The 20181-nt window shown below is 67.3% G+C and carries 22 protein-coding genes; 6 read left to right on the plus strand and 16 right to left on the minus strand.

The features are described 5' to 3' along the window. Positions 1–49 precede the first annotated feature (49 nt). The 10 genes from mpaA3 to DXT68_RS16175 all read right to left on the minus strand — a co-directional run bounded on the left by mpaA3 (position 50) and on the right by DXT68_RS16175 (position 9762). The gene (gene mpaA3, locus DXT68_RS17380; protein WP_341853348.1) at positions 50–166 is read right to left on the minus strand and encodes an MpaA3 family daptide-type RiPP; all 117 of its coding nucleotides are present in this window, start codon (positions 164–166) and stop codon (positions 50–52) included. 42 nt (positions 167–208) lie between these two features. Continuing rightward, on the minus strand, positions 209–334 hold the full coding sequence (mpaA2, locus tag DXT68_RS17350) for an MpaA2 family daptide-type RiPP (protein WP_279625467.1): 126 nt from the start codon (positions 332–334) through the stop codon (positions 209–211). A gap of 38 nt (positions 335–372) precedes the next feature. Continuing rightward, on the minus strand, positions 373–498 hold the full coding sequence (gene mpaA1 / locus DXT68_RS17355; RefSeq protein ID WP_279625468.1) for an MpaA1 family daptide-type RiPP: 126 nt from the start codon (positions 496–498) through the stop codon (positions 373–375). Then, a complete protein-coding gene (gene mpaC / locus DXT68_RS16145; protein ID WP_244918547.1) occupies positions 495–1592 on the minus strand; it encodes a daptide-type RiPP biosynthesis dehydogenase in 1098 nt (365 codons plus the stop codon). The genes mpaA1 and mpaC overlap by 4 nt, the downstream gene beginning before the upstream one ends. A gap of 92 nt (positions 1593–1684) precedes the next feature. Beyond that, positions 1685–2944: a daptide-type RiPP biosynthesis aminotransferase gene (gene mpaD, locus DXT68_RS16150; protein WP_052677596.1), complete on the minus strand. Its 1260-nt coding sequence runs from the start codon at positions 2942–2944 to the stop codon at positions 1685–1687. Further along, the gene (mpaB, locus tag DXT68_RS16155) at positions 2941–4014 is read right to left on the minus strand and encodes a daptide biosynthesis RiPP recognition protein (RefSeq protein ID WP_216822640.1); all 1074 of its coding nucleotides are present in this window, start codon (positions 4012–4014) and stop codon (positions 2941–2943) included. The genes mpaD and mpaB overlap by 4 nt, the downstream gene beginning before the upstream one ends. A gap of 972 nt (positions 4015–4986) precedes the next feature. Then, positions 4987–6351: a dihydrolipoamide acetyltransferase family protein gene (locus DXT68_RS16160; protein ID WP_045252855.1), complete on the minus strand. Its 1365-nt coding sequence runs from the start codon at positions 6349–6351 to the stop codon at positions 4987–4989. A 122-nt stretch (positions 6352–6473) separates the two neighbouring features. Further along, a complete protein-coding gene (locus tag DXT68_RS16165; protein WP_045252879.1) occupies positions 6474–7439 on the minus strand; it encodes an alpha-ketoacid dehydrogenase subunit beta in 966 nt (321 codons plus the stop codon). Between the two features lie 11 nt (positions 7440–7450). Then, positions 7451–8578 carry a thiamine pyrophosphate-dependent dehydrogenase E1 component subunit alpha gene (locus DXT68_RS16170; RefSeq protein ID WP_045252856.1) on the minus strand — a complete coding sequence of 376 codons (1128 nt, stop codon included), beginning with the start codon at positions 8576–8578 and terminating at the stop codon, positions 7451–7453. Positions 8579–8694: 116 nt separating this feature from the next. Then, complete coding sequence (locus DXT68_RS16175) at positions 8695–9762, minus strand: histidinol-phosphate transaminase (RefSeq protein WP_045252857.1); 1068 nt, start codon at positions 9760–9762, stop codon at positions 8695–8697. A gap of 64 nt (positions 9763–9826) precedes the next feature. Here DXT68_RS16175 and DXT68_RS16180 point away from each other — a divergent pair, with 64 nt between their 5' ends. The 3 genes from DXT68_RS16180 to DXT68_RS16190 are packed head-to-tail and all read left to right on the plus strand — an operon-like array spanning position 9827 to position 10859. Continuing rightward, positions 9827–10033 carry a ribbon-helix-helix protein, CopG family gene (locus DXT68_RS16180; protein ID WP_045252858.1) on the plus strand — a complete coding sequence of 69 codons (207 nt, stop codon included), beginning with the start codon at positions 9827–9829 and terminating at the stop codon, positions 10031–10033. A gap of 3 nt (positions 10034–10036) precedes the next feature. Continuing rightward, positions 10037–10399, plus strand: a complete 363-nt coding sequence (locus DXT68_RS16185; RefSeq protein WP_045252859.1) for a type II toxin-antitoxin system death-on-curing family toxin — start codon at positions 10037–10039, stop codon at positions 10397–10399. Between the two features lie 55 nt (positions 10400–10454). Beyond that, positions 10455–10859, plus strand: a complete 405-nt coding sequence (locus DXT68_RS16190; protein ID WP_045252860.1) for a phage holin family protein — start codon at positions 10455–10457, stop codon at positions 10857–10859. A gap of 19 nt (positions 10860–10878) precedes the next feature. On the opposite strand, the gene DXT68_RS16195 is transcribed toward DXT68_RS16190, so the two are convergent. Together DXT68_RS16195 and DXT68_RS16200 are read right to left on the minus strand one after the other, a co-directional pair. Continuing rightward, entirely contained in the window at positions 10879–12156 is a 1278-nt protein-coding gene (locus tag DXT68_RS16195) for a hypothetical protein (protein ID WP_045252861.1), read from the minus strand. Continuing rightward, a complete protein-coding gene (locus tag DXT68_RS16200) occupies positions 12153–12419 on the minus strand; it encodes a hypothetical protein (protein WP_045252862.1) in 267 nt (88 codons plus the stop codon). The genes DXT68_RS16195 and DXT68_RS16200 overlap by 4 nt, the downstream gene beginning before the upstream one ends. Positions 12420–12648: 229 nt before the next feature. Between DXT68_RS16200 and DXT68_RS16205 the strand changes: the two genes are divergently transcribed. Both DXT68_RS16205 and purB read left to right on the plus strand, forming a co-directional pair. After that, positions 12649–13125, plus strand: a complete 477-nt coding sequence (locus DXT68_RS16205; RefSeq protein ID WP_230111678.1) for a low molecular weight protein-tyrosine-phosphatase — start codon at positions 12649–12651, stop codon at positions 13123–13125. Further along, positions 13122–14504, plus strand: a complete 1383-nt coding sequence (gene purB, locus DXT68_RS16210; protein ID WP_045252863.1) for an adenylosuccinate lyase — start codon at positions 13122–13124, stop codon at positions 14502–14504. Before DXT68_RS16205 ends, purB begins: the two co-directional genes overlap by 4 nt. A gap of 699 nt (positions 14505–15203) precedes the next feature. On the opposite strand, the gene DXT68_RS16215 is transcribed toward purB, so the two are convergent. The 3 genes from DXT68_RS16215 to DXT68_RS16225 all read right to left on the minus strand — a co-directional run bounded on the left by DXT68_RS16215 (position 15204) and on the right by DXT68_RS16225 (position 18025). Next, positions 15204–16697, minus strand: coding sequence for an MFS transporter (locus DXT68_RS16215; RefSeq protein ID WP_208856506.1), 1494 nt, complete (start codon positions 16695–16697; stop codon positions 15204–15206). A gap of 255 nt (positions 16698–16952) precedes the next feature. After that, positions 16953–17354 carry a hypothetical protein gene (locus tag DXT68_RS16220; RefSeq protein WP_045252864.1) on the minus strand — a complete coding sequence of 134 codons (402 nt, stop codon included), beginning with the start codon at positions 17352–17354 and terminating at the stop codon, positions 16953–16955. Continuing rightward, positions 17351–18025 carry an acyl-CoA synthetase gene (locus DXT68_RS16225; protein WP_045252865.1) on the minus strand — a complete coding sequence of 225 codons (675 nt, stop codon included), beginning with the start codon at positions 18023–18025 and terminating at the stop codon, positions 17351–17353. The genes DXT68_RS16220 and DXT68_RS16225 overlap by 4 nt, the downstream gene beginning before the upstream one ends. Positions 18026–18417: 392 nt before the next feature. Here DXT68_RS16225 and DXT68_RS16230 point away from each other — a divergent pair, with 392 nt between their 5' ends. Next, the gene (locus tag DXT68_RS16230; RefSeq protein ID WP_244268098.1) at positions 18418–19242 is read left to right on the plus strand and encodes a hypothetical protein; all 825 of its coding nucleotides are present in this window, start codon (positions 18418–18420) and stop codon (positions 19240–19242) included. Positions 19243–19269: 27 nt separating this feature from the next. Here the strand turns inward: DXT68_RS16230 and DXT68_RS16235 are convergent, their stop codons facing one another. Beyond that, positions 19270–20106 carry a sulfurtransferase gene (locus DXT68_RS16235; protein WP_045252867.1) on the minus strand — a complete coding sequence of 279 codons (837 nt, stop codon included), beginning with the start codon at positions 20104–20106 and terminating at the stop codon, positions 19270–19272. Positions 20107–20181 lie beyond the last annotated feature (75 nt).

Genomic DNA, 20181 nt, shown 5'->3' on the forward strand with positions numbered 1-20181 from the left:
TTCTCCATAGGGTGCGGGCGGTCGAAAGTCGTCCACCCGCACCCGTGCGTCAGGTCGCGATTGCTACGGCACCACCGACAATGGTCACGATGTAACCAACGTGCTCCCACCACTCGAGCGGTGCGTCGAGCTCGTCGAGTTCGACGAAGTCAAGTTGCTTCTGCATTTCTCACCTCCCCGGGTGTGACTCGTGTGCTTTCGTTTGCGGTCACGTCAAGGCGAGAACGCCGATGATCACACCGACCGCAACGCCGCGAACCCAATCGTTCGCGTCATCCGGCGCTTCCATCGCGTCGAGTTCGACGTAATCGAGCGCCTGCAGAGTCTTGTCCATATTTCACCCCCTTCCTTACCCATCCGGTCTGACGCGGCTCAGGTCATGGCAAGAATCCCGATAACCCCCACCCCGACAATTACGCCCTGGTAGAAGCTCTCCCAACTGGGCGCCTCCATCTCGTCGAGTTCCTCGAACTGAATCTGGCTGGTGTTGATATTCATGTATTCACCTCCTCGTATTCATGAAGACTTCGGTCAGCCCGAAGTGCTGGTTCATCCGCGGCCCAGAGAGATTCCTCTAGGACCTCACGGACATCCTTTTCACCGACGCCTCGAAGCATGGGGCGACGATTGCCCCAAGCGAGCTCCGAGGCCGCGGCAATCTCTCGCATTGATCGGTCGTCAGGTCGCGATGGGCGTTCGATGGACCAAGACTCGATGAGGGCAGTGACGCCAGCAACCGGTTCACGTGGCAGCATGGCGCGCTCCGTCATTGCACGCCAGAATGCTTCGAGGCTGTCTTTAGTCCCCCAACGATGGTCGCCGGCGCAGATTCGCGTCCATATCGCGCCAATGATGGCTGCAGTGGCTGACATCTTCGATACGGACAGAGCGAACGCGACCTCGTTGGCCACATACCAGTGGCGAGCGGCATAGGGGTCACGACCCCGGAGCGCGCCAGTCCGCTGTGTAGCCGCGCTCAATCGTGCAACCCGCAGGCGCGTTGCGCTGCTACCCAGATCACTGTTCGCCGCATCGAGGATGGATCGAGCGATGACAACAGCATCTCGGTGGGCGCGCTCGTTGCCCGAGGTGCTGGTGCTCACCCCCGCGAGTCGCAACAACGCCTCAAGGGCGCCAGCACGCAGGGCACTATCCGGCAGGGAGTCAAGGTTGTCCGAGTCGATGATCGCGTGCCGCGGGCGAAGTGAATGCCCGACTATGAGGCGATACCCGTGACTGGTCGCGAGAATCCCGACACTGTTCGTCTCCGTCGAGGTTCCAACAGTTGTGGGAATCGCAACCAAGTCGGTTGACGGTTGAGCCGGAGGCAACACGGTGAGCCCTGAGCGGAGTGCGTGTTCCATCAGGTATGTGAAAGTACTGCTCGAACGGGCGCCCAGTGTTGCGATCTTCGCAGCGTCGATGATTGTTCCCCCACCGATGGCCACGACGACCTCTGGTTGCACTGTCGCGATATCCTGCGCTAGCGAACGCACGGTGTCGATGTGAACCTGTCGAGCGTCGAGCCGGATGCTTCGCCCGTACTTCGTAAGCGCCGCAGCGCTGGGCACATTCATGTCCGAGACGATCACGGCGCTGCGGTTAGCGATGACCCCACGGACCGTGTCGGCTGTGATTCCGCTGCCTGACCACATCGTCGGCCCTTCGCCCAGGGTCCGGCGGCTCACGGTCGTGCGTCCGCGTACTGCCTCAGGCCTGATCGCAGAGCCGCCTCCAGCTCCTCGAGTTCGTCAATGCTGAAGCCGTAAGCGGGAATCAGTTCGATTGAACTCGGACCGGGCTGGACGAGTACGCCGTGATCCGCGATGGTCGACACCAGGTCGAGTATTTCCGCGCCGGTGTACTCGGTTCCGCCGTCGTGCCGAAGTTCAAGACCGAGGAAGCAGCCTTCGCCGGTGATTCCCGCCACTCGACCATCGTCTTTCAGACCCTCTGCGATGCGCCGAAGGTCGCTGCCGAGGGCTTGAGTCGTTGATTCGACGTCGATTGCTCTCAGCTCGCCAATCACTGCCAAGATCGCCGCGGCGCACGCCGGGGTTCCCGCCTGAGTTTCGCCGTGAACAAACGTCCATCCCCCCTTTATGAACTCTCGGCTCACCCGAGCATCCACGAGAACAGCAGCAGCACCCATCGCACCGTTGGTGAGAGCCTTCGAGAGGATCATGACGTTCGGCGCGACTGACCATCCATCCGTGGCGAACATTCTGCCTGTCCGCCCGAATCCCGTTGCGACTTCGTCCGCGACGATGAGGAACCCGTACTTGTCACGAAGGGTCATGAGGCGTTCGATGAACTCAGCGGGGACGGGATACGCTCCACTGCCGAGAACCGGTTCCACCACGACCGCCGCGACGCGAGATCCTTCTCTCGCCAGCAATGTGTCGAGGCGCGCGCCTCCATCGTCATAGGGAACATGTCGGACTGAGCGGCGGTCTACCGCATACGCTGCCTGCATTAGGTCGTCGCCGCTCAGAGCGTGGCCACCGTACATCGTGCCGTGGTAGCTACCCGTGAGACCGACCACAATGTTCCGTGACGCGGAGCCCTTCTGAGCCCAGTACTGTCGAGCGAGCTTCATAGCGATGTCGTTCGCGGCACCTCCAGACGTGGAGAAGATCACTCGTTCGTATCTCGTCGCGTCCGCGAGCTCAATGAGCGCGTCAGCAGCGTCCGCCGCGTAACGATGAGGCGCTCTGAAGAGAGATAGGTAGGACGCGTCCCTCATCGCCTTCGAAACGGCGTCCGTGATGGCCGGGTTGCCGTACCCCAGCGGAACGTTCCAGAGCCCGCTCGTAGCGCACAAGCGTGTTGAACCGTCGAGGTATTCAACTCGATGGCCGGCCGCACCCACAGCGATCCGCTCGTCCGTGAAATTGGCGTCCGCCGGGAGAAGTGAGGTCCACAAACTCTGCGTAGTGCTCACAGCACGCTCCCGGTCAGCCCAGCTTCTTCCGGAATCCGCTGAGCGCCAAGGTTCACGCTGAGAAGTTCGAGTGCATTGGAGCAGAGGTTCGCAGCCGTCGAGCGTCCAGTGCCGTGTCGGGCCGCCACTCGGTCATGCGCCAAGTCGATGTAACTCGAGGTTTGGAGTATCGACACAACGTCAGCCGTGAGCGGAGTCAAGAGCTGACGACGCCTGCTGGCGACGTTCGCGAAAAGGATCCCCTCGGATCCGTTGACGAGAAACGGATCCGACGAGAGGGGTTCCGCATCCGCGCGCTCGTCGGTCACGTGGGACCAGCCGAAGCCGTCGATCTCGATCGCCCCGGTCGCGATGCGCAACATCTTGATGAGCTCCGCGGCGCGGAGATAGCGCGGCAACCAAGGGCGAGACACCAGGTCGTCGTCCACGACCGCAGCTGGCACAGCAGCGGTGAACGCCTCTGCCCTAGACACAAGGCGGTTGATCGCCGAGCCCAAGTCATCCGTGTGCCCGAGAATGATGCCCTGCATGCCAAGACCAATCGCGCCGTCCGCATCCAGGCGGACGGCGAGGGGGGCTGCACTCGCCCGCTCGGCATCAAGGGCGTTTCGGTCGGCTAGGACCACGCGCGGATCGACCAAGGGGGCAGGAAAGACGCCAGTTTGTCGCGCGAGATCCGCGTCATCGAAGAACGCACGCCAGCCCGCCTCATCAAAGAACCGCACCGCAGTCGGACCTACGATTTCAACAAACCCCGCGGACAGGTAGTCCTGAAGTTCGACACTTCTGCCGTTGATGAAGAGTTCATCTCCAACATCGAGCAGTTGCCCCGCGTACCGAACCTCCCGTGCGCGCGCTGTCGACCAGTCGCAGTCCAGAGGCAGCAAGACGACGTCATCTCCGCCGATCACCCCATCAAGCACAGACGGATCTGCGCCGTTCGAGACGAAGAATATGCGCCGACACTCAGTTCGTTCGCCACTTATCCACTCTCGGATTGTTCTGGCGGCGACAACGTCAGTCATTTTACTTTCCAAAAGACCCCCTTGATATTGCAGGAAGTCATTCACAAGAGCATCCCGACTTTGCGGCATATCAGATCCTGCACCATTGTCCGAGCGAACGTTGCTGACCGCATTCTCTGAGATACCGGACTGAGCGTACAGGGACGACTCCGACGAAATCTGTCCGTTTTGGCGGACAGCGATGGAATATATTGGGGATCTAGACCTTTAAGCCGAATACCTAGACAAACGTCTAGTAGTCAGTGGAACAACTCGTAACCCCCCTGGATCAGGCGCGTATACCACTTGGGCGCCCGTCCAGAGGACATGTTGTCAAGGCACATGAGCGTGAGCGCATAGTCTCGTACGAGTTTCGGGATGTAGAGTAGAAACATGTCAATGCCCGGTCCGAACGAAACAGGTGGCCTCGCGTGGGGGAAACTGCTCCTAGGAATCGGAGTGGTGATTCTTAGCGCGTCATTCGCATTCGCTGGCGACGAATGGTGGCAGTTTGTCACCGCCGCTGTCGCCGGTGTACTCGGCCTGGTTCTGTTGATCACTGGAACTCGCGAGCTCGTTGTTCGTCGCCGCGTGCAGCTCGCTGCGCGAGATGAGGAACGCGGGAACGACTAGCGCAAGCTCCGAGGCGTAGCCATAACGGCTGGTGCCATCTGCGCCTATCCGGCGAAGCCCGTCAGGTGCGCAGGACAAGTTCGAAAAGGGCACAGGTGGGCATCGGTTCGGCGGCTACGGCAAGCTGGACCACCAGTTCGGCACACTTTCATGCCGAAGACGGTCGGCGTACAGGCGCTGTCACGGTCTCCCGCTTGTAGTAGCACCTTCTCTCTACACCTACCCGGCGCCGACCAGAGTGGATGCCCCTTCAACTCAGCGGTGCACATACCGATACACCAGGCGACCTGCGTCTGGGCGAGGCGCCACACTGCCCAGGGGTCACGTGTCGACATACCAATCCAGAAGATCAGCCCCTCCCCCTGAAGTGCTCTCAGCCGATGCATTGTTGCGGGCCGGCTCACATCACTCCACGAGCAGTGCGGGCTCCTCGAGCACGGATGCCACGTCGGCGATGAAGCGGCTCATGCCGTCGCCGTCGATCACGCGGTGGTCGAAGGATCCGGCGACCGTGGTGACCCAGCGGGGGCGCACCTCGCCGTCGACGACCCACGGCTTCTGGCTGATCGTGCCCATGGCCACGATGCCCGCCTCGCCGGGGTTGATGATGGGCGTGCCGGCATCCATCCCGAACACGCCGATGTTGGTGATCGTGATCGTGCCGCCCTGCTGGTCGGCGGGGCTGGTCTTGCCCTCGCGCGCCGTCAGGGTGAGGCGGTTCAGGGCCCGGGCGAGGTCCTTCATGCTGAGGTCCTGCGCGTCCTTGATGTTCGGCACGAGCAGGCCGCGGGGCGTGGCCGCCGCGATGCCGAGGTTCACGTAGTGGCGCACCGAGATCTCGGCCCCGCCCTCGGTCTCGACCCAGGCCGCGTTCACCATCGGGGTGCGGCGGGCCGCCCAGATGACGGCGCGAGCCATGATCAGCAGCGGCGAGACGCGGATGTCGGTGTAGTCCGGCGAGGCCTTGAGGCGCTTGACGAGCTCCATCGTGCGGCTCGCGTCGATCTCCTTCCACACCGTGACGTGCGGAGCGGAATAGGCGCTCTGCACCATCGCCGACGAGGTCGCCTTGCGCACGCCCTTGACCGGGATCGATTCGGTGCGGTCGTCGGACACGGTCGCTGCCGGCGCTGCGGGCGCGGCCGGCGACAGCCCCCGAGCGAGGCCCGAAGGTGCGCTCTGCGGCGCGGGCACCGTCTCTTCGCGCACGGCACCCCACTCGGGCGTCTCGATGTTGCGGAAGACACTGGCCTGCTGGGCGTGGGTGACCACGTCGTCGCGGGTGACCTCGCCGTCGGCGCCCGTCGGCGTGACCGTCGTGAGGTCGACGCCCAGGTCACGGGCGAGCTTGCGGATCGGGGGCTTCGCGATCACGCCGACGGACGAGCGCACCGGACGCTCCGCCGGACGCTTGCGACGAGACGTCGCGCCGCCGCCGGTGCCGTAGCCGACGAGGACCGACCCGCCGCCCTCTTCGGGCGCGGGCGCCTCCGCGGTCGCGACCACGCCGGGGCCGGCGTCGTCGCGGGCATCCGTCACGAAGGTGATGATCGGGGCGCCGACCTCGACCGTCTCGCCCTCGGCCGCGAGCAGCTCGCCGACGACACCGGCGTGCGGCGAGGGCAGCTCGACGAGCGACTTGGCCGTCTCGATCTCGCAGATGACGTCGTTGATGGCGACCGTGTCACCGGGTGCGACCTTCCACGTCACGATCTCGGCCTCGGTCAGCCCCTCGCCGACATCGGGGAGGGTGAAGTTCTGCGTGCTCATGGGTGATCCTTACTCGTTCGCGGTCGTTGAGCGAGCAGAGCGAGACGAAACGCGTGGAGGCATCTCGTCTCGTCGCTGCGCTCCGCGCTCAATGACCGGGGGAAAGGCGACTGCGGCGGGCATCAGTAGGCCAGCGAGCGGTCGACGGCCTCGAGGATGCGGTCGGCATCCGGGAGGTAGGTGCCCTCGAGCTTCGCGGGTGGGAACGGGGTGTCGTACCCCGAGACGCGCAGCACCGGTGCCTCGAGGGCGTAGAAGGCGCGCTCCATGACGGTCGCCGCCACCTCGCTGCCGATGCTGGTGAAGCCCGGCGCCTCCTGCGCGTAGACCATGCGACCGGTCTTGCGCACCGAGTTGAGGATGGGCTCGTAGTCGATGGGCGACAGCGAGCGGACGTCGACGACCTCGCAGCTGGTGCCCTCGGACTCGGCGAGCGCCGCGGCCTGCAGCAGGGTCGTGACCATGGCGCCATGACCGACGAGGGTGACGTCGGAGCCGGTGCGCACCACGCGCGACGAGTGCAGCGGCGCGGCGGATCCGGCGAGGTCGACCTCGCCCTTGGGCCAGTAGCGGCTCTTGGGCTCCATGAAGATCACCGGATCGTTCGACGCGATGGCCTCCTGGATCATCCAGTACGCGTCGTTCGGGGTCGACGGCGACACCACACGCAGACCCGGGGTGTGCGCGAAGTACGCCTCGGGGCTCTCCTGGTGGTGCTCGACGGCACCGATGTGCCCGCCGTACGGGATGCGGATCACGATGGGCAGGCTGAGGTTTCCCTCGTGACGGTTGGTGAGCTTCGCCAGCTGCGTCGTGATCTGGTCGAACGCCGGGAACACGAATCCGTCGAACTGGATCTCGATCACCGGACGGAACCCGACCATCGCGAGTCCGATCGCGGTGCCCACGATCCCGGACTCGGCGAGGGGCGTGTCGAGCACGCGCTGCTCGCCGAAGTCGCGCTGCAGGTGCTCGGTCACGCGGAACACGCCGCCGAGCTTGCCGATGTCCTCGCCCATGAGCAGGACCTTGGGGTCATCCTCCATCGCCTTGCGCAGCCCGGCGTTGAGCGCCTTGCTGAACGGCATCGTCTCGAGGGTCACTTGCCGTCTCCTTCGAACGATGCCTCGTACCTCTTGTGCCAGGCCTTCTGCTCCGCGATGAGCGGATTCGGGTCGCTGTACACGTGGTCGAAGATCTTGTCGGCCGTCGGGGCGACGAGCTCGACGCTCCGGGCACGCAGATCCTCTGCCGCGTCGGCCGCCTCGGCCTCGACATCGGCGAAGAACTGTGCCGATGCCCCCCGGTTCTCGAGGAAGGAGCGCATCCGGTCGATCGGATCGCGCAGGGCCCAGGACTGCTCCTCGTCCGAGCCGCGGTACTTGGTGGGATCGTCGCTGGTGGTGTGCGCACCGACCCGGTAGGTGACGGCTTCGATCGCCCGGGGCCCGGCCCCGCCCCGCGCCTCGTCGAGGGCGATGCGGGACACCGCATAGCTGGCGAGCACGTCGTTGCCGTCGACCCGGATGCTGGGGATGCCGTAGCCGGCGCTGCGCTCGACGAGCGGCACGCGCGACTGCGTCGACACGGGCACGGAGATCGCCCAGTGGTTGTTCTGCAGGAAGAAGACGGTCGGTGCCTGGTAGCTCGCCGCGAAGACCATGGCTTCGTGCACGTCGCCCTGGCTCGATGCCCCATCGCCGTAGTAGACGATGACGGCTTCGTCTCGCTCGGGGTCTCCGGTGCCGGAGCGACCGTCGAAGTTCAGTCCCATCGCGTACCCGGTCGCGTGCAGCACCTGCGAGCCGAGCACGAGCGTGTACAGCCGGGTGTTGCCGTTCTTCGGATCCGTGGGGTCCCATCCGCCGTGCGAGACACCGCGCATGAGCTTGATGATGTCGACGGGGTCGACGCCGCGGATGCGCGTGACCGCGTGCTCACGGTACGACGGGAAGATCGTGTCCTGCGCACGCGCGGCGCGGGCGGATCCGACCTGCGCGGCCTCCTGCCCGCGGCTCGGCGGCCACAGCGCGAGCTGACCCTGACGTTGCAGGTTCGTGGCCTGGGTGTCGATCGCGCGGATGACGACCATGTCGCTGTAGAACTGCTCGAGCTCGGCGTCGCTGATCGCCTCGATCAACGGCAGATACCGCTCGGCGGCCGGGCTGGGCGTGAAGCGACCGTCCTGATCGAGGACGCGGACGAGTTCAGTCTCTGGCGAGGTCACGGTCCCACGCTACCGGCGTGCGCATGCGTGGTCACGCATACCTAGGACGTCCTCGCATCTGCCGGGAAACCGGAGAACAGGCGGTCTCGGGCCGCCCCGCCGGTCGCGTGACGAGGTCAGCGGAGGCCGGCGGCGACCTCGATGACGCGGTCGACCGCGGCCTCCTCGCCCACGGAGATGCGGATGCCGTCGCCGGGGAACGGACGCACGATCAGGTCGGCCGCGACGAACGCGGCCGCCACCGACTCGGTGCGCTCCCCGGTCGGGAGCCAGACGAAGTTCGCCTGCGCGTCAGGGACGTCCCAGCCCTGCGCGCGCAGCCCTTCGAGCAGGCGGGTGCGTCGCTCGACGATCACGGCGACCCGCTCGAGGAGCTCGGCCTCGGCATCGAGGCTCGCGATCGCCGCGTTCTCGGCCGCCGACGTGACGGAGAGCGGGATGCCCGTCGTCCGGGCCGCGTCGAGGACCTTCTCGTTGCCGATCGCGTAGCCGATGCGCAGACCCGCCAGTCCGTACGCCTTGGAGAACGTGCGCAGCACGACCACATTCGGATGCCGTTCGAACACCCGCTCCTCGAGGCCGTCGACCGCGTCGGGGGCCGCGACGAACTCGGCATAGGCCTCGTCGAGGATGATCAGCACATCGGTCGGCACGCGCTCGACGAACGTCGCGAACTCGTCACTGGTGATGATCGGCCCGGTCGGGTTGTTCGGCGTGCAGAGGATGATCGCCCGGGTGCGGTCGGTGACGGCATCCGCCATCGCGTCGAGATCGTGACGCGACTCCGCGGTCAGCGGTACCGGAACCCCGGTCGCCCCGGCGACCAGCGGCAGGCTCGGGTAGGCCTCGAAGGACCGCCACGCGTAGACGACCTCGTCGTCGACCGACGCGGTGGCGAGGATCAGCTGGTGCAGGATCGACACGCTTCCGGCCGCGACGTGCACCTGGTCGGGCTCGACCGCGAAGCGCGCGCCGAGCCGCTCGCGCAGCCGCGTGGCGGTGGCATCGGGGTAGCGGTTGATCGGCGTGGTGTGCTGCAGGGCGGCGGCGACCGAGGGGAGCGGTTCGAACGGGTTCTCGTTGCTCGACAGCTTGTACGCGTCGGGCCCCGCCTGCTTGCCCTGTCTATACGGCGCGAGGGCGGCGATGGCGGGACGGATTCGCGGCAGGATCGGGTCGGTCACAAGGATGAGTCTAAGGATCCCGCAGGCCCTGGCGACCACTTTCGCGAGGTAGTACCATTTTGGTATGGCGATGACGGTGAGACTTCCCGAGGAACTCGATGCCCAGCTCGAGGAGATCGCGCGCGCGCGTCACATCTCGAAGCATGCGGTGCTCATAGAGGCGGCGACCCGCTTCGCGAACAGCGAGTCGAAGACGGAACGGGTGCTCTCGATCGCTGACGAGGTGGGGGAACGCTACGCGGACGCTCTCACCCGCCTCGAAGATGCCTGATCCGTGACCGAGTACATCGAACCGGAGCAGGCACTGGCGCTGATCGCGAAACTCGGACTGCGCGTGCGCGACGAGGGTCTGTTGTTCTCGGCCCTGGCCCGACCGGCGTCCGGCATGTTCGGCACTGACGCGTATCCGTCTTTCGCTGCGAAGGCCGCCGCCCTGATCAGTTCTGTCGCCCAGAATCACTCGCTGTTCGACGGGAACAAGCGCCTCTCGTTGTATCTGACGTTCACCTTCATCCGGCTCAACGGATACGACGTGACGTTCTCCAATGACGAAGCCTTCGATCTCGTCCTGGACGTCGCACAGAGCAGGATGGACCTCGAGGCGATCACCGCAGTCATCGCCTCGCACATCCGATAGCCCTCGGCGCACATCCGCTGACTTCTCGCGTCGCGCATGGAAGACTGGCCTCACCATGCGCTTCATCATCCGAGTCGTCGTCAACGCGTTCGCCCTCTGGGTCGTCACGCTGATCCCCGCCCTGCAGGTGCAGATCCGAGCGTTCGCGCCCGGCGAGACCCTGCAGCTCGTGCTGACCCTTCTCGCGGTCGCCGCCATCTTCGCGCTGGTCAACACGATCATCGGCACCGTCGTCAAGATCGTCGCGTTCCCGCTGTACATCCTGACCCTGGGGCTCATCGGCTTCGTCATCAACGGCTTCCTGCTGTGGCTCACCGCCTGGATCACCAGCGGCTTCGGCTGGGGCCTGACGGTCGGCAGCTTCTGGTGGGGTGTGCTCGCCGCACTGATCATCTCGCTGATCAACGGCGTGTTCGGCTTCATCCTGCGCCCGCAGAGCAAGAAGCAGCGCCGCGACTGAATGGCGGGCGACCGGCCGGTCACTGCACCCGCTCCGCGTGGTACTCGGTGCGTTCGATGATCTCGGCGTCGGAGAGGTCATCCCAGAACTCGTCGAGAGCCTCCACCCTCGGGTCCCCGGAGGCATCCGCCATCTCCGCGGTCTCGGTGTACGAGTGCAGCAGATGGGTGTCGACCCAGATGTCCTCGATCGTGTTCAGCGGATCGCCCTCCCGCGAGAGGGTGACGCTGTCGGATGACCCCGTGCCCTCGGGTGAACCGCCGCCGGCGAGCGCCGACACCGGATCGTCGGTGTGGCGCAGCTGCACGAGGGTCTGGTCGGGGTCGAGCGTGGGTTCGACCGGGCTCCCCGCCGTGATCTGCACCCGCACGTCGAACTCGCTCTCCATGGACAGATGCCCGGTGACCATGCCCGACTGGGAATGGGCGACGACGTCGACCTCGTCGCCCGCGTCCGCGCCCGCGGCGGCGAGCGCGTCGAGGGTCGCCTGATACGAGGCCGAGCGCCTGTTCGTGTACAGCTCGGCGTTGGATTTGAGGTCCCAGGGCTCGCGGCCGCCCCAGCCGACGCTCTGCGTGCCCTTCAGGTAGGCGACGTACCGGGTGCGACCGTCGGAATAGGAGTACTTCTCGACCGCCACCTGCGCTCCCTCGGCGGTGGGCATGCGACCGAAGGCCGCGGCGAGCCCCGCGGGGCCGCTCGACGGCGACGAGGTCTTCACCGGCGCCACGGTCACCCGATCGGCCCTGCCCGAGAGCATCTCTCCCGGCAGGATCTTGCCGAACCCCGAGAACACCCCCACCAGCGCCGCCAGCCCGAAGACGTCGCCGTACAGCCCCGGCAGCACCGGGTTGCCCACCAGCCCCTCGAATCGTCGCGTGCGCCAAGCGGCCTCGAACTGAGCGGCCATCGTGGGGATGCGGTCGTCCGAGGCACCGAGCCGTTCGGCTCGGAGACTCAGTCGATCGGCCGCCGCAGGGTCGGTGTGCGCGAGCATCTCAGCCTCGGCCCGCAGCTCGACGTACTCGTAGACGTCAGCCATCAGCAGGGTGCTCGACACGGCCTCGCGACACTCCTCCGCGAGCGACGACGCGTGCTGCACGGCGCCCCACAGCAGGACGATGTCGACGTACGCGCTGAAACCCGGCGTGTCGACGATGATCCGCTGCGCGGCGTCGAGAGCGACCCGCGCCGCATCGATGCGCGAGGCGACCCGGTCGAGACGACGCGCGGCGTCGCGCAGCTCGTCGGGATCGACCGAGATCACCCCGCCGTGATCGATCGTCAGACCGCTCACGTCGCATCGATCCGCGCGACCTCGGCCTCACGATCGCGCGCGCCCGCCGTTTCGACGCCCACGCGCCGGCCGACGTCGGCCAGCGTCTCACGCAACGCCGTCACCCCGCCCGAGCGCCATCGGGTGTCGACCGCGAGGCCGCGCAGAGCCGCCCCGGCGTCGTCGAGCGCGTCGACGGCTGCGCGGATCTCGCCGGCCGCCCGAGCCTTGGCCCATACGACATCTGCCGAGCCCGTCTGTACGAGTGCGAAGGAGGAGTGCATGCGCCCAGCATCCGCGATCCGGGGCCGTGCGCACGCCGCAGAACGGCCGATCTTCCGGTCGCGGTGAGGAGTCGCTCGGTCGCCGGCATCGGTGCAGAGGGCATCGATACGGCCGGAAGGCGACGCGGGCGTCGCGCAGATCGACGCCGAGCGGCAGAATAGGACGGTGACATCCCCGGATCCCTTCCGCGTGATCTTCGTGTGCACGGGGAACATCTGCCGCTCTCCGATGGCCGAGGTCGTCTTCCGCGATCTCGCGGAACGCCAGGGACTCGGCTCGCGGATCATCTCGCGCAGTGCGGGGACGGGAGACTGGCACCTCGGCGAGCGGGCGGATCACCGCACACTCGACGCCCTCACCCGCCGGGGATACGACGGCTCGCAGCATCGGGCGAAGCAGTTCACCTTCGCCTCCTTCGCCGACAACGATCTGGTGGTCGCGCTCGACCGCACCCACGAGCGGAACCTGCGCGAATGGGCGCGAGACGAAGACGAAGAGGGCAAGGTCACGCTGCTGCTCGGCTTCGACCCCGACGCCGTCACCCACGACGTCCCCGATCCGTACTACGCAGGCCCCGAGATGTTCGATTCCGTGCTCGGTATGATTGAGACGGCGACCCGCGGCCTGTTCCGCCAGCTCGAGCCGGCCATCCGTCGGCCCCGCACGCCCCGCTCGCCAGGGGCCCTATCAGGAGGACTCCCCTGACTTTCCAGCCTTCGCTCCCGCCCCAGCCCCTGAGCCCCCTCGACGGTCGCTATCGCGGCGCCGTCACCGGACTCGCCGACTTCCTCTCGGAGGCGGGCCTGAACCGCGCGCGGGTCGAGGTCGAGGTCGAGTGGCTGATCGCCCTCACCGACCGCTCGCTGTTCGAGACGAGCCCGCTGTCGGATGCCGACAAGGAGCGCCTGCGCGCCCTCTACCGCGACTTCGGCCAGGCCGAGATCGACTGGCTCGCCGAGAAGGAGGCCGTCACGCAGCACGATGTGAAGGCCATCGAGTACCTCGTGCGCGACCGCCTCAGCAGTCTCGGCCTCGACCGGATCGCCGAGCTCACGCACTTCGCCTGCACCAGCGAGGACATCAACTCGGCCTCGTACGCTCTGACCGTCAAGCGCGCGGTCGAGGAGGTCTGGCTGCCCGGCCTCGACGTCGTGATCGCGAAGCTGCGCGAACTCGCGGCCGAGCACGCCGACGCCCCGATGCTGTCACGCACGCACGGCCAGCCCGCCACGCCGTCGACCATGGGCAAGGAGATCGCCGTCTTCGCATGGCGTCTCGAGCGCGTGCGCGCCCAGATCGCGGCATCCGACTACCTCGCAAAGTTCTCGGGCGCGACGGGCACCTGGTCCGCGCACCTGTCGGCCGACCCCGACGCCGACTGGCCCACCATCTCCCGCGAGTACATCGAGAGCCTCGGACTCGGCTTCAATCTGCTCACCACGCAGATCGAATCCCACGACTGGCAGGTCGAGCTGTACGACCGGATCCGCCATGCCGGCGGCATCCTGCACAATCTCGCGACCGACATCTGGACGTACATCTCGCTCGGCTACTTCGCGCAGATCCCCGTCGCCGGCGCGACCGGATCGTCGACCATGCCGCACAAGATCAACCCGATCCGCTTCGAGAACGCCGAGGCGAACCTCGAGATCTCGGGCGCTCTGCTCGCGTCCCTCGGTCAGACTCTGGTGACCAGCCGCCTGCAGCGCGACCTCACCGACTCGACCACCCAGCGCAACATCGGCGTGGCCTTCGGACACTCGCTGCTCGCGATCGACAACCTGCGCCGCGGGCTGAACGCGATCTCGCTGTCGCGCGATGTCCTGCTCGCCGACCTCGACGTGAACTGGGAGGTCCTCGCCGAGGCGATCCAGACCGTCATCCGCGCCGAGGTCGTCGCCGGTCGCTCGTCGATCACCGACCCCTACGCCCTGCTCAAGGAGCTGACCCGCGGACACCGGGTCGGTGCGGCGGATCTCGCGGAATTCGTCGAGAAGCTCGAGATCGGGGATGCCGCGAAGCAGCGTCTGCTCGCGCTCACCCCCGCGACCTACACGGGCATCGCCGAGCAGCTCGCGACGTAGTCTGCGCGTCCCGGTCGGTGCGGGTGCGCGTGCGGGGCGGGTGCGCGTGCGGGGTGGGTGCGCGTGCGGGGCGGGTGCGCGTGCGGGTGGGCTACGCATCCATCCGCGCCTTCTGCGCAGGGGGCACAGCGCATCGCGCGATCTGTGCGGGGTCAATAACGCATCGCGCGATCGGGGCGGGGTCAACAACGCATCGCAAACAGCCGAATTGGATGCACAAGTGACCCCGCACCGATCAGGGATGCACAAGTGACCCCGCACCGCCGTGGGCGAACGCGAGCGCGTCGCATCCGACCGCACCAGCCGGGGTCAATAGTGCATCCCGTACTCCAGGCGGGGTCAATAACGCACCGCGCGATGCAGGCCGGGTCAATAACGCGTCGCGCGATTCGTGCGGGGTCAATAGCGCACCGCAACAGGCCGAATCGGATGCACAAGTGACCCCGCACCGACGTGGGCGAACGCGAGCGCGTCGCATCCGACCGCTCGACGCGGGGTCAATAACGCACCGCGCGATTCACGCGGGGTCAATAACGCGTCGCAAACAGCCGAATCGGATGCACAACTGACCCCGCACCGATCAGGGATGCGCAAGTGACCCCGCACCGATCTCGGATGCATAAGAGACCCGCACCAGGGAACCACGCACCGGGGAAGCCCGCGCAGGATCGGCGCCGCTGCGGAGACGGTCGCGAACGGCTACGAGCGCGGCTCGCCAGAGCGCGGCTCGCCAGAGCGCGGCTCGCCAGATCGCGGCCCGCCAGAGCGCGGCTCACCGGAATGCGCCCCGGCGGAGTCGCGCGGCATGAACGCCGCGGCGATCAACGTCAGCACCGCCACGATCGCGGCGGCGATGAACACCCAGACGGATGCCGAGATGATGGTCGCCGCATCCTCCGGCCCCGCGCCCCGGGCGATGACCGAGTTCGAGATCGCACCGAACACGGCCACTCCGAGCGCGCTTCCCGCCGATCGGGCGAAGGCGTTCATGCCGGTGACGGCTCCTCGCTCTCCCCAGCCGACCGAGGCCTGGGCGGCGATGAGCGTGGGCGCCGCGGTCCACCCCAGACCGAACCCGAGCACGAAGGCGACGGCCGCGATCGAGAACGGGTTCGGCCAGGGCGACACCACGGCGAGGGCGATCGCCGCGACAGCCGTGATCGACATGCCCGTGAGCGCCGTGCGGCGGAACCCGATGCGCAGGTACAGGCGCCCGGAGTTCGCCGCGGCCAGCGGCCATCCGAGAGTCAGCGCCGCCACCGCGAGTCCCGACAGCAGCGGGGCGATGCCGATCGACCCTTCGAGATAGGCGGGTGCGAAGCTCGTGACGCCCGTCATGAGCGCACCGACGCCGAGCGACACGATCGTGGTCGTGAGGATGAGCGGACGAGCGGCAAGCCTGAGGTCCACGATCGGCTCTGCGGCCCGTCGTTCGACGATCCCGAACGCGATCAGCGCCAGGACTCCGAGTCCGAAGCAGATGGCGCTGGGCACGGAGATCCAGGCCCAGGCGTTGCCGCCCTCGAGCATCCCGAGGATGAGGCCGGTGAGTCCGATCGTGAGCAGCACGGCTCCGGCGTAGTCGATGCGGTGCCGCTGCGTCTGCTTCTCTTCGTGGTACCTGCGCAGCAGCATCCACCCCGCGATCAGGCACAGCGGGATGTTGACCCAGAAGATCCACCGCCACGCGTCGAGCTGGGCGAAGATCCCGCCGAGGGCGGGGCCGACCACCGAGGAGATCGCCCAGACCGAGGCGATGTATCCCTGCACCTTGGCGCGCTCGGCGACCGTGTAGATGTCGCCGACGATGGTCATCGACATCGGCGCGACGGCCCCGGCGCCGAGGCCCTGGATGATCCGGAAGACGATCAGGGCGGTCATGCTCCAGGCGAACCCCGACAGCACCGAGCCGAGCAGGAAGAGTCCGATGCCGAGCAGGATGATCGGCTTGCGTCCCACGGTGTCCGCGAAGCGCGAGTAGATCGGCACGCTGACCGCCTGCGCGAGGAGGTAGACCGAGAACAGCCACGGGAACTGCTGGTAGCTGCCGAGATCGCGGACGATGCTGGGCACCGCCGTCGCCAGGATCGTCGCATCGATCGCGATGAGTCCGGTGGCGAGCATGAGCGCACCGAGCACCGGGCCACGCGTCGAGCGGAGTCCGATGGAGGCGCGATCGATCGAGGCAGTCACTACAGGCACAAGCGGCGGCGGCCGGCGACTATTCCGGATGGATGCCGGAGACTCACGCTCCCCGCGGGGTCGATAGCGCATCGGACGTTCCCGGCGGGGTCGATAGCGCATCGGAAACAGGGGAATCAGGTGCGAAAGTGACCCCGCAGGGAAATCAGGTGCGAAAGTGACCCCGCACAGCAGGGCGGCGCGGCGCAGGGAGCCAGTGTCAGAGAGGGGCGGCGCGGATCAGGCGGATCAGGCGGATCAGGCGAATCAGGCGGACGCGCCGCGACCAGGCCCGTCGGCGTCAGGCTCGTCGGCGTCGGGCCCGTCGGCGTCGGGCCCGTCGGAATCGGGCTCGTCGGCGTCGGGCTCGGCGTCGTAGAGCACCGGGCGATCGACCGTCTTGGTCACCTCGGCCGGATCGACGACGAGGATCAGCATCGCGAGGAACAGCAGGGTGACGATGAACGCACCGCCGCCGACCACGAGCCCCAGGGCGATGGGAGTCAGACCGTCGTAGGTGCCGCTCGCGATGGCGCTGTTCACCCGCGCGGTGAAGGCACCGGTCGACACGAGCGTCACGACCGCAGCGAACACACCGCAGGCGAGGGCGATCCCCAGCAGGTGCAGCGGGCGCAGAATGTCGCGCCGCGTGGGCTTCTCGTCGCTCATCGCTCTCCTCCGTGCCCGGTGGGGGCGGTGTCTGCGTGCCCGGTGGGGGCGGTGTCGTTCTCGATCGTCTGCGGGTCGGCGGCCGCGTCGTCGCCCTTCGGGCTGAGACCGGCGATCGCGAGGAAGACCGCGACGATCGCCGCGTACCCGCCGAACATGCCGACACCGAGGATGATGCCGGTGAGCTCGAACTCGCCGGCCCCCTCGATGGCGTAGGGCTGCACGAAACCGGCGGGGATCGTGAGCAGCAGCACGGCGAGCAGCAGCCCGAAGGCACCGAGGGTCACGGAATCACGCGCCGTCGCCTCGCCCGACCGTCGACCGCGCAGGCCCACGACGAGCTCGAGGATCCCGGTGGCGGCGGCCCAGGCGATCACGACGACGAAGAACACGTCTTCGGTGCGCCAGGCCGGTACGCCTGCCGTCATCCCTGCGACGAATCCGAGCAGGGCCCACACGATGGCGGGCCAGCGTTGTCCTGCCGGGTACACGAGCCATGCGGCGACCAGCATCACGAGCCCGGTCGTCAGCACGAACCCGCTGAACACCGAGAGCCCGACGGCCGCGGAGTGGTCAGGAGAGAACGTGATCATCACCGCAGCGGCCGCGGCGAAGAGCGCGCGCAGCAACTGGACGTGACGCACGGTGAACGCGCGGGCAGGGGCAGACATGACGATGCAGGGTCCTCCGAGGTGTTCCTCCCAGTCTACGCGGGGGTGCGCAGTGGGTCGGACCCCGGAGGAGAGGTGTTCGCGGGGCCCGATGGATCTCCCCAGATCGATCATCGGGCCCCGCGACAGAACGCAGCGACGGGGGCGACACTGCGTCGTAGCTCGAATCATCGTGAGTTCGGGCACCCTGCCCACGACTGTTCTCGCCTATGACCCCAGAAATAGCACCTCGTACCCCTACGCGATGCTGGTGTGGTCGTATGCTCACTGTAGAACTCGATTCTTCACATACCGGAGGGGGTGCTGTGATGGGTTTGGAAACGGGGATCCGAAGGTACACCGACGCTTTCGCAGGCTCGCTCCGTGACGCGATCAATGCGCGTGGATTGACTTTGGCGAAGCTGCACGAGCTGCTGCGCGCCCGCGGCAACAGCGTGTCGATGGCGACGCTGAGCTACTGGCGGTCGGGGGCGCGCCGACCCGAGGGCGCCCAGTCGATGGCGGCACTGGGAGACATCGAGCAGCTGCTGCATCTCGCCCCCGGCTCGCTGACGGGGCTGCTGGGCACGACCAACCGCACCGGCCCGCTCGGCCCCATTCAGTTCCCCCTCGACGAGGAGGAACTCGAACAGGCCGTGAAGGACGCGTACACCGCCCTCGGCGCGGAGTACCCCGACACCACCCGCGAGCTCACGACTCATTCCGTGACCGACGTCGACGCGTCAGGCAACGTCGCGTACTCGATCACCCGCAGCATCCTGCAGGCGACGGTCGGCACCGTCACGTCGACGCCGTTCCTCGAGATCAGCCCCGGCATCAGCACGCCTCCCCCGATCATCAGGGCCGTGTCGGGCGGACGCATCTCGGCCCACTACTCGCACCCGAACGGCGAGGTGCACGGCGTGCTGTTCGAGTTCGACGCGCCGCTGACCGCGCCGGCGACCGCGATGGTCGAATGGTCGGTCGAGTACCCCGCGGGCTATCCGCCGCAGCGCGAGACGGGGCATGCCATGGCACGACAGTGCCGGGAACTGCTCGTCTGGACGCGCTTCCACCCCGATGCCCTGCCCGACCGCATCGAAGAGCGCGTCGAGACTCCCGCCGGGGTGACGACGACCGAGCTGTCGCTCGAAGGTCGCGGGTCTGTGCACCAGGTGCGCCGCGCGTTCGGTCCGGGGGCGCTCGGCGTCAGCTGGAGCTACGCCGACGGTCGCTGACGGCCGCCACCCTGGTGGGGGCGTCGCTCACGCGGGCTGATCGCCCGTCGCGACCGGACGCCCCGGGGTGTTCGACCACTGACTCCAGGAGCCGGGGAAGACCTTCGCCGCGATGCCGACCTCGTCGAGCACCAGCGCGGTGTGCGCGGCAGTGATACCCGAGCCGCAGTACGCCGCCACCGACGTGCCCTCGGTCACCCCGACCTTCGCGAAGGTCGCCTGCAGGGTGTGCATGTCGAGGATCCGCCCCTCCGCGTCGAGGTGCGCTGCCATCGGCACGTTGACCGCCCCGGGGATGTGCCCGGCGACCGGGTCGAGCGGCTCGTGCTCGCCGCGATACCGCTCGGGAGCGCGCACATCGAGCAGGATGCCTCTCTCGGGGAAGGCGGCGGCCTCGTCGATCGAGATCGCATCGGCCCCGATCTCGCTCAGCACCACATCTCCCGGGTCCACCTGCACGTCGTCCGTCGCGAGGGGAAGGCCGGCCGCGGTCCACGCAGGGAGGCCGCCGTCGAGCACCCGGACCTCGACGCCCGCCTGACGCAGCAGCCACCATGCGCGGGACGCGCTCAGGCCCTTCGCGTCGTCGTATGCGATCACGAGGTCGCCCCGGCGCACGCCCCAGCGGCGCGCGGCATCCTGCAGGGTCCGCGTGGAGGGAAGCGGATGCCGTCCTTCCGACGCCTCCCCGTGCGTGGCGAGCTCGGTGGCGAGCGGCACGTAGACCGCCCCGGGGATGTGTCCGCCGAGGTACTCCGCGTGACCGTCCGGCCGGTCGAGGCGCCAGCGCACGTCGATCACCCGGACGGGTGCCCCCGAGGACTGCAGTGCGCTCAGCTGCTCGGCGCTCACGAAGTTGCTCATGCTGCGAGGGTACCGAGGGCGGCGCCGGATGCCGCATCCGCCGGGCACTAGGCTCGATCCGGCCGCGTCGAGAAA

Source organism: Microbacterium foliorum, from assembly GCF_003367705.1.
Taxonomy (GTDB): domain Bacteria; phylum Actinomycetota; class Actinomycetes; order Actinomycetales; family Microbacteriaceae; genus Microbacterium; species Microbacterium foliorum.